Origin of the sequence: Marinomonas maritima, from assembly GCF_024435075.2 — a bacterium.
Taxonomy (GTDB): domain Bacteria; phylum Pseudomonadota; class Gammaproteobacteria; order Pseudomonadales; family Marinomonadaceae; genus Marinomonas; species Marinomonas maritima.
The window spans coordinates 190,354-206,288 of the sequence record NZ_JAMZEG020000001.1; the positions used below are offsets into that span (position 1 = coordinate 190,354).

At 45.4% G+C, this 15,935-nt stretch carries 16 protein-coding genes; 11 read left to right on the forward strand and 5 right to left on the reverse strand.

The window, feature by feature from the left end; genetic code table 11:
- The first annotated feature begins 11 nt into the window (after nucleotides 1–11).
- The 10 genes from radC to M3I01_RS01030 all read left to right on the forward strand — a co-directional run bounded on the left by radC (nucleotide 12) and on the right by M3I01_RS01030 (nucleotide 8,335).
- Nucleotides 12–686, forward strand: a complete 675-nt coding sequence (radC, locus tag M3I01_RS00985; protein ID WP_255893689.1) for a RadC family protein — start codon at nucleotides 12–14, stop codon at nucleotides 684–686.
- A gap of 257 nt (nucleotides 687–943) precedes the next feature.
- A complete protein-coding gene (gene rpmB / locus M3I01_RS00990) occupies nucleotides 944–1,180 on the forward strand; it encodes a 50S ribosomal protein L28 (protein WP_112134785.1) in 237 nt (78 codons plus the stop codon).
- 11 nt (nucleotides 1,181–1,191) lie between these two features.
- Complete coding sequence (rpmG, locus tag M3I01_RS00995; RefSeq protein WP_024023741.1) at nucleotides 1,192–1,362, forward strand: 50S ribosomal protein L33; 171 nt, start codon at nucleotides 1,192–1,194, stop codon at nucleotides 1,360–1,362.
- A 118-nt stretch (nucleotides 1,363–1,480) separates the two neighbouring features.
- Complete coding sequence (gene mutM, locus M3I01_RS01000; RefSeq protein WP_255893691.1) at nucleotides 1,481–2,299, forward strand: bifunctional DNA-formamidopyrimidine glycosylase/DNA-(apurinic or apyrimidinic site) lyase; 819 nt, start codon at nucleotides 1,481–1,483, stop codon at nucleotides 2,297–2,299.
- A 222-nt stretch (nucleotides 2,300–2,521) separates the two neighbouring features.
- Nucleotides 2,522–3,511 (forward strand): BMP family lipoprotein, encoded by a 990-nt coding sequence (locus M3I01_RS01005; protein WP_255893693.1) that lies wholly within the window; start codon nucleotides 2,522–2,524, stop codon nucleotides 3,509–3,511.
- 205 nt (nucleotides 3,512–3,716) lie between these two features.
- Nucleotides 3,717–5,267, forward strand: coding sequence for an ABC transporter ATP-binding protein (locus M3I01_RS01010; protein ID WP_255893694.1), 1,551 nt, complete (start codon nucleotides 3,717–3,719; stop codon nucleotides 5,265–5,267).
- Complete coding sequence (locus tag M3I01_RS01015; RefSeq protein ID WP_255893696.1) at nucleotides 5,264–6,361, forward strand: ABC transporter permease; 1,098 nt, start codon at nucleotides 5,264–5,266, stop codon at nucleotides 6,359–6,361. The genes M3I01_RS01010 and M3I01_RS01015 overlap by 4 nt, the downstream gene beginning before the upstream one ends.
- 9 nt (nucleotides 6,362–6,370) lie before the next feature.
- Nucleotides 6,371–7,339: an ABC transporter permease gene (locus M3I01_RS01020; protein WP_255893697.1), complete on the forward strand. Its 969-nt coding sequence runs from the start codon at nucleotides 6,371–6,373 to the stop codon at nucleotides 7,337–7,339.
- 1 nt (nucleotide 7,340) lies between these two features.
- On the forward strand, nucleotides 7,341–7,751 hold the full coding sequence (locus tag M3I01_RS01025) for a cytidine deaminase (protein WP_255893698.1): 411 nt from the start codon (nucleotides 7,341–7,343) through the stop codon (nucleotides 7,749–7,751).
- A gap of 200 nt (nucleotides 7,752–7,951) precedes the next feature.
- Nucleotides 7,952–8,335 carry a septal ring lytic transglycosylase RlpA family protein gene (locus tag M3I01_RS01030; protein ID WP_275564863.1) on the forward strand — a complete coding sequence of 128 codons (384 nt, stop codon included), beginning with the start codon at nucleotides 7,952–7,954 and terminating at the stop codon, nucleotides 8,333–8,335.
- A 113-nt stretch (nucleotides 8,336–8,448) separates the two neighbouring features.
- Here the strand turns inward: M3I01_RS01030 and M3I01_RS01035 are convergent, their stop codons facing one another.
- Nucleotides 8,449–10,857, reverse strand: a complete 2,409-nt coding sequence (locus tag M3I01_RS01035) for a bifunctional acetate--CoA ligase family protein/GNAT family N-acetyltransferase (protein WP_255893699.1) — start codon at nucleotides 10,855–10,857, stop codon at nucleotides 8,449–8,451.
- Nucleotides 10,858–11,012: 155 nt separating this feature from the next.
- Between M3I01_RS01035 and M3I01_RS01040 the strand changes: the two genes are divergently transcribed.
- Entirely contained in the window at nucleotides 11,013–11,936 is a 924-nt protein-coding gene (locus tag M3I01_RS01040; protein WP_255893700.1) for a histone deacetylase family protein, read from the forward strand.
- Nucleotides 11,937–11,939: 3 nt separating this feature from the next.
- Here the strand turns inward: M3I01_RS01040 and hxpB are convergent, their stop codons facing one another.
- The 4 genes from hxpB to cysW form a co-directional block, all read right to left on the reverse strand.
- On the reverse strand, nucleotides 11,940–12,602 hold the full coding sequence (gene hxpB, locus M3I01_RS01045) for a hexitol phosphatase HxpB (protein ID WP_255893701.1): 663 nt from the start codon (nucleotides 12,600–12,602) through the stop codon (nucleotides 11,940–11,942).
- Nucleotides 12,603–12,647: 45 nt separating this feature from the next.
- On the reverse strand, nucleotides 12,648–13,715 hold the full coding sequence (locus M3I01_RS01050) for a GlxA family transcriptional regulator (RefSeq protein WP_255893703.1): 1,068 nt from the start codon (nucleotides 13,713–13,715) through the stop codon (nucleotides 12,648–12,650).
- A 187-nt stretch (nucleotides 13,716–13,902) separates the two neighbouring features.
- The gene (locus M3I01_RS01055) at nucleotides 13,903–15,051 is read right to left on the reverse strand and encodes a sulfate/molybdate ABC transporter ATP-binding protein (protein ID WP_255893705.1); all 1,149 of its coding nucleotides are present in this window, start codon (nucleotides 15,049–15,051) and stop codon (nucleotides 13,903–13,905) included.
- Entirely contained in the window at nucleotides 15,048–15,935 is an 888-nt protein-coding gene (cysW, locus tag M3I01_RS01060) for a sulfate ABC transporter permease subunit CysW (RefSeq protein ID WP_255893706.1), read from the reverse strand. The genes M3I01_RS01055 and cysW overlap by 4 nt, the downstream gene beginning before the upstream one ends.

Genomic DNA, 15,935 nt, shown 5'->3' on the forward strand with positions numbered 1-15,935 from the left:
AGGAGCAGATCATGAGTATTAAACACTGGCCAGAACAAGAAAGGCCCCGCGAAAAGCTCATCCACCAAGGTGCTGATGCGTTAAGTGACTCTGAATTACTGGCTATTTTTCTTCGTACGGGCACACAAGGTGTCAGTGCGGTGGAACTGGCTCGGCAAATTTTATCTCAATTTGGTGGTCTACGGTCTTTAATGTCGGCAAGTCGGGAAGAATTTTGTAAGGGTTTTGGATTGGGTGATGCCAAATATACTCAGCTGCAAGCCGTGTTAGAAATGTCCAAGCGGCATTTACAAGAGCAATTAATGCGTGAAACGGTATTTACCAGTGCCGAACACGTTCGAACGTACCTTTCCTCGCAATTACGTCATTCCCATCGAGAAGTATTTGCTGTGTTGTTTCTCGATACACAACATCGATTGATTCGCTATGAAGAGCTTTTCATGGGCACCATAGACGCAGCCGCTGTGTATCCTCGTGAAGTGGTTAAAGCCGCACTGCAATATAACGCGGCCGCCGTAATTTTGGCTCACAACCACCCTAGTGGCGTCGCGGAGCCAAGTCAGGCAGACATCAGTATTACCGATAAAATCAAACGTGCGCTGGATCTCGTCGATGTGCGATTGTTGGATCACTTTGTGGTTGGAGATGGCACACCTGTGTCATTAGCAGAGAGAGGGCTGGTGTAGCTTGAAAATTCAATTATTGATGGTGCTGCCGTTTAGATTTATAGGTGTGTGACGGGTTATCACGGCTGCAATTGTCTTTGACGCTTACTAAATGATCAGTTTTCTTACAAAAGGTTTGCCCAATGGGTGAGGTTATGGGAGAATCCGCGCCGCTATATCCTCGGTATGGGATTTTTTTGATTCACAAGGAATCATGCTCCGCCTGAGGAAGTGAAACACTTCCAATAATCTTTCTGGATAGCAAAAGGTATTTAATTATGTCTCGCGTATGTCAAGTTACTGGGAAGCGTCCTGTTACAGGAAACAACGTTTCTCACTCAAAGCGTCGTACTAAGCGTCGTTTTCTTCCTAACCTTCATTGGCACCGTTTTTGGGTCGAAGGTGAAAACCGCTACATCCGTATACGTGTATCTTCTAAAGGTATCCGTATTATCGATAAAAAAGGCATCGAAACAGTTCTTACTGAAATGCGTGCCAACGGCGAAAAAGTATAAGGATCTGAATCATGGCTTCTAAAGGCGCTCGCGATTTAATTCGCATGGTATCTTCTGCTGGTACTGGTCACTTTTACACGACTGACAAGAACAAGCGAAATACTCCGGACAAACTTGAAATGAGAAAGTTTGATCCAGTTGTACGTAAACACGTTATGTACAAAGAAGCGAAAATTAAATAATTTTCGATTTCTTAAGAAAGAACCGACTCCTAGAGTCGGTTTTTTTGTATCTAGTAGAAGCATTTTGTTCTTTTGGTCAGTATTGTTTGTGCTTGCTTAATTATCGTCGAGGTCACTGATGCCTGAATTACCGGAAGTGGAAACCACACTGCGTGGTATAGAGTCTCACCTTGTTGGACGCTCGCTTGCTAACGTCGATATTCGTCAGCCAAAACTGCGTTGGCTGATTACGCCTGAGCTAAGTTCAGACATGGTAGGTCAGGAAATTACACACTTAACTCGACGTGGTAAGTACATTGGTATTCATACTGTCAAAGGAACGTTAATTGTTCATCTCGGCATGTCTGGTAGCTTGTATTTTGTACCCGCCGATACGCCGCCACTTTTTCATGATCATGTGGATTTTTGCTTTGCCGATGGTGATGTGTGGCTGAGATACACGGACCCACGTCGTTTTGGCGCTATTTTGTGGACGACGAATGATTGGAATGAACACGAACTCATTCGACATTTAGGCCCTGAGCCGTTATCAGATCTTTTCAATGCTGATATGTTGTATGCCCGAGCCAAAGGCCGAAAAGTGCCTATTAAAACTTTTATTATGGACAGTAAAATTGTCGTGGGTGTCGGCAATATTTACGCGAATGAAGCCTTGTTTAAAGCAGGTATTCGACCTGATCGTTTAGCTGGTAAGATAAGTAAGGCGCGTTTAGTGCGTTTGGTTGAGTGCATTAAAGTCGTGCTTGCCGCTGCAATCAAGCAGGGTGGAACGACATTGAAAGACTTTGTTGGTGGCGATGGAAAGCCTGGTTACTTCAAGCAAGAATTAGCCGTTTATGGTCGAGCGAATAAGCCTTGTACTGTTTGTCGTGTGCCGTTAAAAGAAATTCGGCAAGCTCAGCGCAGCACCGTTTTTTGTGTGAACTGTCAAACTTGATCGTATTGGGCATAATAATTGCTGGCATATGCTATTGATCAAGTGGCTATAAAAAGTGACTATAAAAAATGATTATAGACATTAGGTTTTTGCACTATGAGGAAAAATATTGCTTAAAATGTGCAGATTTTATTGCGGTATTTTGTTAATGGGTTTATTTTTGACCAGTTAGGCAAGATTTAAACTGCCTAGATTCAATTACATATAATAAGAGGAATTGGAATGAAAGGTGTCTTTTTTGCGTCCGTCACGGCTTTGGCCATTTCAGCAAGTATGGCTCAAGCAGCAGACCCTGCGGTTGTTTACGATCAAGCGGGTAAATTCGACAAATCTTTTAACGAAGGTGTTTACAACGGCGTTAAAAAATACACGACAGACAGCGGCATTCAGGTTCGAGAGTTTGAACCTAAAAATGAAGCCCAAGTAGAGCAAGGTTTACGCCGTCTTGCCAAACGAGGTTATTCACCAATTGTTACTGTTGGTTTCAATATGACCTCTGCGGTTGAGAAAGTGGCGAAAGATTTCCCTAACATCAACTTTACGCTTATTGATGGTGTAATCGATCTTCCGAACGTTCAGTCTGTTATTTTTAAAGAGCATGAAGGATCATTCCTTGTGGGTGCTTTGGCTGCCATGGCGTCTAAAACCGACACGGTTGGTTTTGTTGGCGGTATGGATATTCCTCTTATCCGTAAGTTTGGCTGTGGATATGAGCAAGGCGTTAAATACGCGTCTTCTAGCGCAACCGTTTTTCAAAACATGACGGGTTCTACTGGTGCGGCGTTTAACGATCCAACGAAAGGGTCTGAACTTGCTAAGAGTCAGTTCTCTAAAGGCGCAGATGTTGTCTTTGCGGCCGCTGGTGGTACCGGTATCGGTGTGTATCAGGCTGCGAAAGATGAAGGTAAACTGGCCATTGGTGTTGATTCAAACCAAAACCATATTCAACCAGGCACCATGCTAACGTCTATGGTTAAGCGTGTAGATCAAGCCGCTTATAAAACATACAAAGACGCTGCAGCAGGCACTTGGAAGCCAGGTATGGTGGTTCTAGGTTTGGCTGAGGGCGGTGTTGATTGGGCGCTTGATGATAACAATGCAAGCCTCATCACAGCAGATATGAAAGCGAAGTTAAAAGACATTCGCGCTAAGATTGTTAGTGGTGACATAAAAGTCCATGACTACATGTCAGACAATACTTGTAACTATTAAGTTACATAGAAAAACAGTTGCCCGTTGTTAGCGGGCAGCTGTTTTTTTTGCTCTAGTATTCTTACTGAATGATGCAGCGATGCAATTTGGATTGCAGACATTGATTACTATGTAAAAGAAGTAGTAACAAAAAACATACTGAGTGTTTTTGCCCATGAGGTACATTGAGTGTGTTCCATTTTAAGCAGATGAATTACTTTTAGATATGACAAATAAAACAATGCCATACGCAATTGAATTGCGCGATATCAGCAAACGCTTTGGTGCCGTTCAGGCCAACAAAGATATTTGCTTACAAGTTCCTGCAGGTACGATTCACGGCATTATTGGCGAAAACGGCGCGGGAAAGTCTACCTTGATGAGCATCATCTATGGCTTTTATGAAGCCGATACTGGGCACATAGAAGTGGATGGTAAGCGTGTCGATATACGCAGTTCCCAAGATGCCATCAATGCGGGTATAGGTATGGTGCATCAGCATTTCATGCTGGTTGAGAATTTTAGTGTGCTTGAGAATGTGATCTTGGGTGCAGAAGGCGGTGCCTTGTTGAAAGGCGGCATAGACACGGCTCGTGTGGAATTGCAGCGCCTCGCAAAAGAATACAGTTTGGACATTGATGTAGACGCAATCGTAGAAGAACTTCCGGTTGGTTTGCAGCAGCGAGTTGAAATATTAAAAGCGCTTTATCGTGGTGCTCGTATCCTCATATTGGATGAGCCAACGGGTGTGTTAACCCCGCAAGAAGCGGATCATCTTTTTCGTATTCTTAAAGCGCTAAAAGATCAGGGTGTTACCGTATTGTTAATTACGCATAAATTGCGTGAAATTATGGCATCTACGGACAATATTTCGGTGATGCGCCAAGGTCAGATGGTTGCTCATCGTGAAACAGCGCAGACAAATAAAGAAGAACTAGCCGAGTTAATGGTTGGCAAAAAGGTACGTTTAACCGTAGACAAAGACGATGCCAAGCCAAGTGATGTTTTCCTGTCTGCTCGAAACTTGTCTCTGTTCGACAGCCAAGGCGTGAAGCGCTTGAAGAATGTAAGTTTAGAGCTTCGTGCTGGTGAAATTCTTGGCATTGCTGGGGTTTCTGGTAATGGTCAAAGTGAATTGTTGAATGTACTTTCTGGCATTGAGCCGATGAGCGAAGGTGAAATTCACGTTGCAGGTCAGGTTATCACGGCGAAAGCGCCAAAAGACGCCGCTGAAATGCGTGAGCTTAAAATGGCACACGTTCCAGAAGATCGACATAAGATGGGCCTAGTAACGGGTTTTGAAGCCTATGAAGCCGCTGTGCTTGGTTATCACAACGCTGAAACGTATAACGGTAAAATCCTCATGCACCGTAAGGTCATGATTGACGAATGCAGCGAGCGAATGGCCGCTTGGGATGTTCGTCCGCCGAATCCGCATTTGAAGACAGCAAACTTTTCGGGCGGTAATCAGCAAAAGATCGTTATTGCTCGTGAAGTCGAGCAGAACCCAGATATTCTTTTGATCGGCCAGCCGACACGCGGTGTTGATATTGGCGCGATTGAAAACATACACGAACAGATTGTGAAACTAAGAGACTCAGGCAAAGCAATTTTGTTGGTCTCTGTTGAATTGGATGAAATTATGGCGTTGAGTGATCGCATTTTAGTGATGTTTGATGGTGCGGTCGTGGGTGAGCTTGATGCAAAAGACGCTGACGAACGAACGTTGGGTCTAATGATGGCGAATGCTTACAACGAAGATGAGGTATCAGCATGAGTCAGGCGAAAGTTCCTGCTTGGGTAAACATTGCACTTATTCCTATTCTTAATATTTTGCTCGCCTTTTTGGTTTCAGGTTTGGTGATCTTAGCCATTGGTGAAAACCCGCTCGAAGCGGCAGGTTATTTGATATACGGCGCTTTTGGTTACGATGAAGGTATTGGTTATACGCTGTATTATGCGACAAACCTTATTTTTACCGGTTTGGCTGTGTCGGTTGCTTTTAAAGGTGGCTTATTCAATATCGGTGGTGAAGGCCAAGCGTATATTGGTGGTTTAGGCGTTGGTTTAGTGTGTTTGTCCTTAGATAAAACGATGCCTTTTTATGTCATTGCGCCTTTGGCGATTATTGGTGCGGGTGTTTTTGGTGCGGCTTGGGCGTATATCCCTGCGTATTTACAAGCGCGTCGTGGCAGCCACATCGTTATCACTACGATCATGTTTAACTTCATAGCCTCCTCTTTGATGGTTTACCTCATCGTAAACTGGTTAAAAGAAGACGGCCGTATGGCGCCAAATAGCCGAACCTTTGATGAAAATGCATGGTTACCTTACTTGCATGAGTTGTTGTCACCATTGGGCATTGAAATAGGTGATTCGCCACTTAATGTCGCTTTTGTTATTGCTTTGATCTGTTGTGTGCTTATTTGGGCGTTACTCTGGCACACTCGTTGGGGTTATCAGTTGCGTACGTTGGGTACCAACCCAACAGCGGCGCGCTACGCAGGCATCGATACCGCGAAAGTGACTATTTGGGCGATGCTTATTTCTGGTGGTTTGGCGGGCTTTGTTGGTATCAACGAGATCATGGGGGTAAACCACAGCTTGTTGCTTAACTTCACTGCGGGTTATGGCTTTGCGGGCATTGCTGTGTCTTTGATGGGACGTAATCATCCGGTTGGTATCATTCTGGCCGCCATACTGTTTGGCGCCTTGTATCAAGGTGGGGCTGAGTTAGCGTTTGAAATTCCGACGATCACACCTGAAATCGTAGTCGTTATTCAAGGTTTGGTTATTTTATTCTCTGGTGCGCTTGAACACATGTTTAAAGATCGTATCGAAGGCTTTTTTATTCGCAGAGCGGTAGCGTAGGGAAAAAATATGTTTGAAACATTGATACTTATGTTAGACGCCACGATGCGGGTGTCTACTCCTTTGATTTTTGCTGCGTTGGCGGGGTTGTATTCCGAGCGAGCTGGTATTGTTGATATTGGTTTAGAAGGTAAAATTCTAGGCAGTGCCTTTGCGGCGGCGGCTGGGGCGGCGGTATTTGGTTCGGCTTGGGTTGGGTTGTTTTTCGGTATTATGGCGTCTGTTTCGTTGGCGATGATTCATGGTTTTGCTTGTATTACGCACCGTGGTGATCACATTGTTTCGGGTGTGGCGATCAATACTATCGTCGCAGGCCTGACTGTCACTTTGTCTATGTATTGGTTTGGTATGGGTGGCCAAACACCGACGCTATCTGGCGACGAACGTTTTCTATCCATTACTTTCCCGTTTGCTGATGCATTAAAAGATGTACCAGTAATAGGGCTGATTTATTCAGAGTTACTCAGTGGTCATAATATTTTGGTTTATCTGGCTTTCGCGATGGTACCAATGACGTATTGGGTGATCTATAAAACACGTTTTGGTTTACGTCTTCGCGCTGTAGGGGAAAACCCACATGCGGTGGACACAGCGGGTATTTCGGTGGCTTTCATTCGTTATCGTGCCTTGATCATTTGTGGCATTTTGTGTGGTATCGCTGGGGCGTATTTGTCGACGGCGCATAATGCTGGTTTCTTGAAAGACATGAGTGCAGGCAAAGGTTATATGGCGCTAGCAGCGCTGATTTTTGGTAAGTGGCGTCCTGTTCCAGTGTTGCTTGCTTGTTTGTTGTTTGGTTTCTTAGACGCCGTTGCTATTCGTATGCAAGGGGTGGTGATTCCTGGTATTGGCGAAGTGCCCGTACAGGCAATCGAAGTGTTACCGTATGTATTAACCGTATTGTTATTGGCGGGTTTCATCGGCAAAGCCATTGGGCCAAAAGCCATAGGGCGCCCCTATGTGAAGGAGCGAGCCTAATATGTCTAATGTAAAGCAAAGTGAAAAACTGATCGAGTTGGCCAAAAATGCGATGAGTAAGGCTTATGTGCCTTATTCCCATTTTCATGTTGGCGCTGCTATTTTAACCACCAATGGTAAGCTTTACTCTGGTTGTAACGTAGAAAACGCCGCGTATCCAGAAGGGACTTGTGCTGAAGCCGGCGCTATTGCGGCTATGGTTCTGGATGGCGAAACACAAATCAAAGATATTTATGTGATTGGTCACGGCGATGCTTTGGTAACGCCTTGCGGTGGTTGTCGTCAAAAAATCCGAGAATTTTCTTCAGCTGAGACCATGATTCATATTTGTGGTGCGCAAGGCGTACGCAAAACCCTCTCAATGGAAGCGTTGTTACCGTTTTCGTTTGGACCTGAAAACCTTAAACAGTAAAAAAAGAGACAATAAAACAGAGAACAGCAAGCCAGCTAAGGTTTGCTGTTCTTATCAAAAAGCCACTTTTAACGTGGCTTTTTTGTTTTTGTGCGCTTTTTATGGACAGAAACAAGACAGTGATAGGGTCGATAAGCAAACATGTAATCGAGTAATATGATCCTTTGTAATTAAAACGACCAATAGGAAAATAAAATACGATGCGAAAAATCACTATCTTGTGTTGGGTTATGCTGTCGCTTGTTTTGACAGCCTGTGCGAGTGGCCCTATTAGTCGATCGGATTCTGTGGGCTTTGAAGAAAGCGGCAAAGCCAGTTATTACGCAATGAAATATCAAGGACGAAAAACCGCCAGCGGTGAATTGTTCGATCAAAAAGCCATGACGGCCGCCCATAAGCGTTTGCCATTTGGCTCCAAGGTAAAAGTGACGAATGTCGCGAACGGTAAGAGTGTTGTAGTACGAGTTAATGACCGTGGGCCGTTTGTTCGTGGGCGGATTATTGACCTGAGTAAATCGGCTTTTCAGCGTATCGGCAATACGCGTTCTGGTGTTATTAAGGTTGAAATCGAAGTTTTACGTTGATACCTTTTCACAACGGCGTCGCCTAATAACTACATCCATGTAGTTATTAGGCTTTTCGTATATTTTTGCCTTGCCTTCGCTCGTGAGATTGTGAAAATGTCTCGGTTCTATTATTAGGAAACGTCTCGGCATTTATCTAATAATGCTGGAGTGAGTTTGATGGTGGCGATCATTTGCCCGAAGTCATCTTCATCTCGCTTGATGCTAAACCCTAGATGGCGACAAAAATCGAGCATGCGTTTGTTTTCTGCCAAGACGATGCCTTTCATGACTTTAATGCCTTTGTCAGCGGCGACTTGAAACAGCTGTCGCATTAGGTAAGAAGCCAATCCTAGACCTTGGAATTCATCCCCTAGTACCACTGCAAATTCACAGCTTTGATCGTCAAAATTATCGATGTAGCGCGCCGTGCCAATCAGAAAATCTTGTTTGTCTTGTTGAATAACCGCCAACAGCGCCATTTCACGGTCGTAATCGATGTGCGACATGCTGGAGAGCATGCGAGGCGTGAGTTCTTCGATATTGGAAATGAAACGGAAATAGCGTGTTTCGTGAGACATACTGCGGACAAAGTCCGCCAAAATTCCTGAATCTCTTGGTAAAACGGGTCTAACGGTTGCGATCTCGTTATTTTTTAATAGACGCTCAGACACCCATTGTCTTGGATAAGGGTGAATCGCAAGGTGTTCATAACGCCGCCAATTTTTACAAGAGCGCAGGTTGGCGGTGACATCCGCATACACACTGCCACTGTCGTGAACCCTTACATCGGCTAACTCTAAATTTTCAATTTCTGGTAATTCACAAACCATGGTTGATAAATTGCGCAGCAAACTTTCTAGTTCGAACGACTCTTCACCAGGAAACGCACGTTGGATTAAATCTTTTGCCAAAATGGTATTGAGTGGTGGCAAAGCAACGGCTTCTGCCTGTTTGTGTTGTTGCGCGCCTTCTAACGATAAGCCAATGGCAGGACCAAAGACGGCGTCTTGGAATACCCGTAAATGAACCGGTGCAAACAACTGATGAGAAGCCTGACGGCGAGAAATTAAGCGGATGTGAAATAGATCAAAAATGTCGCGTAATTCATCGGTGTGTGTCGAGTGTTGGCCACTTTTGAATAATTGATTCAGCGTTTGAGTTGCTTCAGACACATCAATCTTAAAACGAAACGCATGGCTGTCTGGGGTTTGTTTGGCGAGTAGCTGATTGCGTTGGAACTGTACTAAAAATTGAAAGCCTTCGATGGCTGTTTCTGGGGTTCGAAACGTTGGGATACCTGCTTCATTGATGCGCGTACGCATTTTGGTCATGTTACCGCCGCCAAGCAAGCACACCATCACCAGTTTCTTCTGGGTGCGGTGCAGTTGGGTAATCAAATCGTATAAGGAGTCTATGTCGATCAAAGCGGTTGGGCTCAAGGTAAGCAGCACTGCGCCGCATTCTTGGCCGCTAAGGGCATCCGCAGCGAGATCAATAAACAAGTCCGTTGCACAACTTGCCCAGACGGTGGTGACAGGGCCAATAGCACCGCGTCCCGCCATGGTAGATTCCAGTTTATCGCGTAATTCGCCTTGTGGACTGAGTAAGTCGATATCGAGCTCTATCGCGCGCTGTGCGGCCAGTTCGCCTGGACCTGCGCCGTTGCCGATAATTAATAGTGATCCGTCTTTAACGCGACGGGCGTTGGTCATGACCGACGCGGCAGCAATCAAATCATTTAAGCGACGACCACGCACAGCACCCGTTCGGCTCAGGGCCGCATCTAATACTCGCTCATCGGCGCCGATAGAGTGTTCTGTCACCACGGCAACTGGTTTACTTCGCCCTGTGGCTCGCAAGCTACTGAGGAAACGAGTCGGCCGGCCAATTTTTTGCAAATACATCAAGATGGCTTGGCTGTCGAAATCGGTGGATAAATAATCCAATACTTGCGATGGCATCACGTCGACTGGTGTGCCCATCGACACCACTTGAGAAAAACCAATGCCTTGCCATGTCGCCCAATCGACTAAAGCACTGGCAACGGTGCCAGATTGTGACATCAGTGCCAACCTTCCGGGTAAAGGTTGTGTTAACCCCAACCAAGCAAATACGCCTTGCTTAGGTCGACAGACACCGAAGCTGTTGGGGCCAAGCAAGCGCACATTGTACTGGCGTAACACCTCAACTAACCTGTCTTCTGGTTCATTGGTCCAAGACAGCATTAACAAAGAGCCAATGCCCACCTTGCCACACGCTGCAATAATGTCTTCCATTGAGGCATTTGAATAGGTGCCGACGAGCACCGCTAGATCAGGGCTTTTTGGTAATGCACTCAATGTTGAGAACAAAGGAAAAGAGAAGGGCGTTGCCGGTTCGATGCCCACTAAGCTAATAGGGCATTTCTTGCTAGTACTGAATTTTTCAGCCTTAGACAAAGACTGCAACAGAGCCAGCATCAGGGGGTCTTGAGCGTCTTCCCCTGTCAAAATTACCATCGACGTTGGGGCGAGTAGCGGTTGCAAGGCATGTTGGCTCACTCGATATTCTCCTGATGCGTAATAAGTATTTTATGACAGTAGCACAGTCTGCTTAAAGACGAATTGTAGACCATGGTAGGGTAGACTGTCTTTGTGCTTTTATGGCTTTATACTGGACGATTAAAGACAATAATAAGAACCCATTTGGATATGACATGACGACCGCCTATATCACACACACGTATTGCGACAAGCATGACATGGGAGACGATCATCCCGAATCTCCGCAACGGCTTGGTGCAATCCAGAACCGTTTGATCACGGGGCAGTTGATGGACTTTCTACGTCGTCTTGAAGCGACGCCCGCTACTCGCGAGCAGCTTATTGCAACGCATGATCAAACGTATGTGGACTCTATCTTCGCTCGAGCCCCAGAAGAAGGGCATTTAGAAATTGAGCCGGAAACCTTGATGATGCCGCACACATTAGACGCCGCGTTGTTCGCAGCAGGGTCGGTTGTTCAAGCGGTGGATTTGGTGATGACAGGCGAGATGGATAACGCTTTTTGCGCGATTCGGCCACCGGGTCATCATGCCGAATACGACAAGGCTATGGGCTTCTGTTTTTTTAATAATATCGCAGTGGGGGCCCGCCATGCCGTGCGTCATCATGGGTTAGAGCGAGTTGCCATCGTAGATTTTGATGTTCACCATGGTAATGGTACGGAAGATATTTTTAAAGACGATCCAAACGTACTTTATGCGTCTAGCTACCAACATCCGTTTTATCCTTACAGTGATCCGGGCGCTTCCCACGACAATATTTTACACATGCCGCTTGAAGCTGGTTCTGGTAGCGATACTTTTCAAACCGTCATCACGGAACAGTTGTTACCCGCACTGGAGGCGTTTAAACCTCAGCTTGTGATGATTTCAGCGGGCTTTGATGCGCACAAAGAAGACCCAATGGGACAACTTAGATTGAGTGAATCAGACTTTACTTGGATCACAGACCGTTTGATGGACGTGGCTGAGCGACATTGCGAAGGAAAAATCGTATCTGTGCTAGAAGGCGGTTACAACATTGATGCGCTTGGTCGCGCGGCATTTTGTCATATCAAAAGTTTGATGAAACTTTGATGCTCATTTTTGAAGTAACAACGCTTTTCCCATAGACGGATTAAATTCAGTCAGGCTTCGTAGCTTGAGTGCTGCAAGGTCAAATTTTGTATGATTGAACTCGTCAATATGCGGAATGGCGATTGGCTGAATGCCTGCCGCTAATGCGGCTTTTATACCGCCGAGTGAATCCTCAAAGGCTATGCATTGGTCTGCGTTGATGTTGAGTTTTTCTAATGTGAGCTGATAAACGTCTGGGGCCGGTTTGCCTTGGCTTACTTCTTCTGCTGATGTGTAAGTCATAAAATAGTCAGCAATATCTAAACGCTGTAGTACGCTTGGAATGATGCTTTTGGGTGAATTAGTTGCTAGTCCAATCTTTATATCGGCTTGATGTAGTGAAATCAGCAAATCATGAACGCCGCTCATCGCCTTGCCTTGAGTCTCGATCAAATATTGGACTCGTTCAACAACGCGATTTTCCACTGTCTTAAGAGAAGCGCCTTCCCACGGTTGTTTTGCATACCAAAATTCAGTGACTTCTTTGGTTGTCATTGCAGCGGTGAGTTCCGCTAAATCTGGTGATACATTCACTCCAACCGACGAAAATACATCGTACTCAGCCTGTTTCCAAAACGGCTCTGAATCTATTAGTAATCCATCCATATCAAAAATGACGGCTTGCATTGTTACCTACTTTTTTGGCTATTCAATAGTGTGTGCTGACGATATTTAATTTTGGCTAGCTTGAGCGGCACGGCGTGTATCAATTGGCGATTTACCAAAAAACCGATGGTAAGTGCGACTGAAATGGGCTGAACTTACGAAACCACAGGCAACAGAAACTTCAAATATACTCAAGTTGGACTGCTGTATCAGCTGGCGAGCGTGCGTTAAACGATGTTCCATATAATAACGTGCAGGAGTGACGCCTACATTACTTTTAAATAGCCTCTCGATCTGTCGTCGAGAAATACCGACGAGTTTCGCTAGTTCATCGATGCTTAATGGGTCTTCAATATTGCTTTCCATCAACAAAATGGCTTCTTTAATACAATCAGGAATGTGTGGCTCGGACATTAAAAAATGGTTGGTGATTTTAGTGTGTGTGCTAGTGGATCGATCCGAGCCAATCACTTCTGCGACAGCCTGAGAATAATCTGTTCCATAAGCGGTGGTGATGAAATGAAGCATCATATCCAGAGCGCTGTTGGGGCCTGAGCAGGTTAACAAAGTGCCTTCTTCTGTGAAAACGGATGTTGATAGACTTAAGGCAGGAAAGCGTTCTTCCATAATGGCTTTGTTGTCTTGATGAATGGAAATAGTATTTCCTGTCTGTATTCTGCTATCAGCAATATAAAAACTACCGTTCCAGAGTCCCATGATGGTTGCGTTTAATTGTGCTGCTTTGGCTATTTTTTTATTCAGTAATGGTTCGGATTTAAGTGCGCTACGAAAGCCTCCGCAAATCACCAAAATGGAATCTTTGCTTATTTCTATGTCTTGTATATTACCGTCGGTTGCCAACGAGATAGAGACATCCGACAGTGCTTTTTGGTCGTGTAAACTGTAGGTTTTACATTCGTAAATCGGGTTGTCATGAACCATGTTAAGAGTGACTAGAGTGTCTAACGCGACAGAAAAACATGACATGGAAAAATGATCAAGAAGGACAAAGTTTGCTCTTCTTGGTGGTGTAGATGAATTTTTGGTAAGCGTTGAGTTAGTGAAGGCAAGATTTGTGCGTTTTAGATGGCTTTGAAAGTGTGATGTGTCTAGCTTATTGTTTGCTTCTAACATGCCTTAAATTCCGCTCTAATTTTATCGACACAATATCGCATACCTAAGGCAAAATAAATGCCGAAGTATGCGACGTATGCCTGTTAGAGTATGTCGGGTGAGCGATTAAAAATAGAGATAGTTTTTTGTTTAGATGGAAAAATTAAGGAGCAACACAACTCGTGTCGCTCCTGTATTGGTTGAATTACTACTTTTCTGTGGTCGTGATTTTCTCTACTTCCCAATTCAATAACATCGGTTTTTTTGCGTCTTCGGCAAAGAAATAGCCCGCTTTGGGTGTGACATAAACAGTTTGGCCTTTCTCGAAGCCGTTCTTGTCGAAGGCTTTGTGAGGCAGGTCGATTTCCCAGACGTCGTTGCTGTGCCAATCAATCGGAGAGAGTTCAAGACGAACTTCGGCACCAATTGGGTTAATAGCAATCACCTTCAATGGCAAGTTCGCCTGAGCGGTTGGTTCTTTCGTAACGAAAAATTCATGCGAGCGAATGTACAGCTGTCCGTCTTTTTTCTCAGCGTTGTTTTTTCCGACGCCTTCTTGTCCATCAGAGGCTGGCAAAAAAATGTTCGCTTGCTGATTATGCCATTTACCGTTTTCAACCTTGCCTTCAAAAACATTCGCATTGCCAAGAAAATCAAACACAAAGCGGCTGTTCGGTGACGCGTAAAGTGCGCCCGGCTGATCGATCTGTTCGATGTGTCCGTTACTCATCACCACAACGCGATCAGACAGCTCCAGCGCCTCTTCTTGATCGTGGGTTACAAACACACTTGTGAACCCTAACTCTTCGTGTAATCCGCGTAACCAGCGACGTAGTTCTTTGCGGACTTTTGCGTCTAAGGCGCCAAAAGGTTCATCTAGTAACAGTACTTCTGGTTGTGTTGCCAAAGCTCTTGCCAAGGCAATACGCTGTTTTTGACCACCAGAAAGCTGCGATGGGAAACGGTTAGCAAGGTGAGCAAGTTGCACCATGTCCAATAAGTGCATGACACGCTTTTGTATTTCAGAAACGCTTGGGCGTTCTTTACGAGGCAAAACTTCAAGGCCAAAAGCCACGTTATCGGCAACCGTCATATGACGAAAAAGTGCGTAGTTTTGAAATACAAAACCGACGCGACGATCACGCACATGCAAGTTGGTGACATCTCGGTCGCCAAATTGGATACGCCCCGTGTCAGCGCCTTCTAATCCCGCAATAATACGCAACAGCGTGGTTTTTCCGGATCCAGATGGGCCAAGCAAGCCGATCATTTCGCCTTCGTTGATATCCAATGACAAAGGTGACAAGGCTTGAAAGTGCCCGAATTTTTTGGAAATGTTTTCAATCAAAATACTCATTGTGTCACCTGTCTTTCTTTTTCTGCTTCAATTTTTAAACTGCGTTCCTGACGCCATTCGATAAAGGCTTTCAGTAACAGTGTAAGTAAGGCAATCATCGCCAATAGCGAGGCGCTGGCAAAGGCCGCAGCGGCTTGGTAATCCTCGTATTGCAATTGAACATGCAGCGGCAAAGTGTTGGTTTCGCCACGAATATTGCCCGATATGACGGACACCGCGCCGAACTCTCCGACGGCACGTGCGTTGGTTAGAATCACCCCGTAGATCAGTGCCCATTTGATATTGGGTAAGGTGACGCGGCGGAATAATTGCCAGCCAGAAGCGCCCAAAATGACCGCCGCTTCTTCGTCTTCTCTACCTTGTTGTTGCATTAGAGGAATCAATTCACGCGCCACAAACGGACAAGTGACAAACACGGTGACCATAACAATCCCCGGCCACGCGAACATTAACTGGATGTCTTGGTCATAAAGCCACGAGCCAATCCAACCGTTGTTGCCGTACAGCAACAGATACAGTAAACCCGCCACGACGGGGGAAACGGCAAATGGAATGTCCATCAAGGTCATCAGTAACTTACGACCGGGGAATTCAAAACGGGTCACTGACCACGCGAGCATGACGCCAAATACTAAATTAATCGGCACCGTTAACGCGGCAACCAATAGTGTTAAGCCGATGGCGTGTAAGGTATCAGCCTCGATCAGACTGTTGAAATAATGTGCTGCGCCTTCAACAAAGGCTTGCTGAAAAATAGCGATAAGCGGCACAACCAGCAGTATCACGGTCAAAAATAAGGTAAAGCCAATTAACAGGCCTTTGATCCAAGGGCTGTCCCCAACCCTTAGCTGGTGGCGTTGTCCGGGTGCTTGGTGAGAAGACAT

Coding starts and splice junctions, on each gene's coding strand:
- radC (WP_255893689.1), top strand. CDS start 12: ATGAGTATTAAACACTGGCCAGAACAAGAAAGGCCCCGCGAAAAGCTC.
- rpmB (WP_112134785.1), top strand. CDS start 944: ATGTCTCGCGTATGTCAAGTTACTGGGAAGCGTCCTGTTACAGGAAAC.
- rpmG (WP_024023741.1), top strand. CDS start 1,192: ATGGCTTCTAAAGGCGCTCGCGATTTAATTCGCATGGTATCTTCTGCT.
- mutM (WP_255893691.1), top strand. CDS start 1,481: ATGCCTGAATTACCGGAAGTGGAAACCACACTGCGTGGTATAGAGTCT.
- M3I01_RS01005 (WP_255893693.1), top strand. CDS start 2,522: ATGAAAGGTGTCTTTTTTGCGTCCGTCACGGCTTTGGCCATTTCAGCA.
- M3I01_RS01010 (WP_255893694.1), top strand. CDS start 3,717: ATGACAAATAAAACAATGCCATACGCAATTGAATTGCGCGATATCAGC.
- M3I01_RS01015 (WP_255893696.1), top strand. CDS start 5,264: ATGAGTCAGGCGAAAGTTCCTGCTTGGGTAAACATTGCACTTATTCCT.
- M3I01_RS01020 (WP_255893697.1), top strand. CDS start 6,371: ATGTTTGAAACATTGATACTTATGTTAGACGCCACGATGCGGGTGTCT.
- M3I01_RS01025 (WP_255893698.1), top strand. CDS start 7,341: ATGTCTAATGTAAAGCAAAGTGAAAAACTGATCGAGTTGGCCAAAAAT.
- M3I01_RS01030 (WP_275564863.1), top strand. CDS start 7,952: ATGCGAAAAATCACTATCTTGTGTTGGGTTATGCTGTCGCTTGTTTTG.
- M3I01_RS01040 (WP_255893700.1), top strand. CDS start 11,013: ATGACGACCGCCTATATCACACACACGTATTGCGACAAGCATGACATG.
- hxpB (WP_255893701.1), bottom strand. CDS start 12,602: ATGCAAGCCGTCATTTTTGATATGGATGGATTACTAATAGATTCAGAG.
- M3I01_RS01050 (WP_255893703.1), bottom strand. CDS start 13,715: ATGTTAGAAGCAAACAATAAGCTAGACACATCACACTTTCAAAGCCAT.
- M3I01_RS01055 (WP_255893705.1), bottom strand. CDS start 15,051: ATGAGTATTTTGATTGAAAACATTTCCAAAAAATTCGGGCACTTTCAA.
- cysW (WP_255893706.1), bottom strand. CDS start 15,935: ATGTCTTCTCACCAAGCACCCGGACAACGCCACCAGCTAAGGGTTGGG.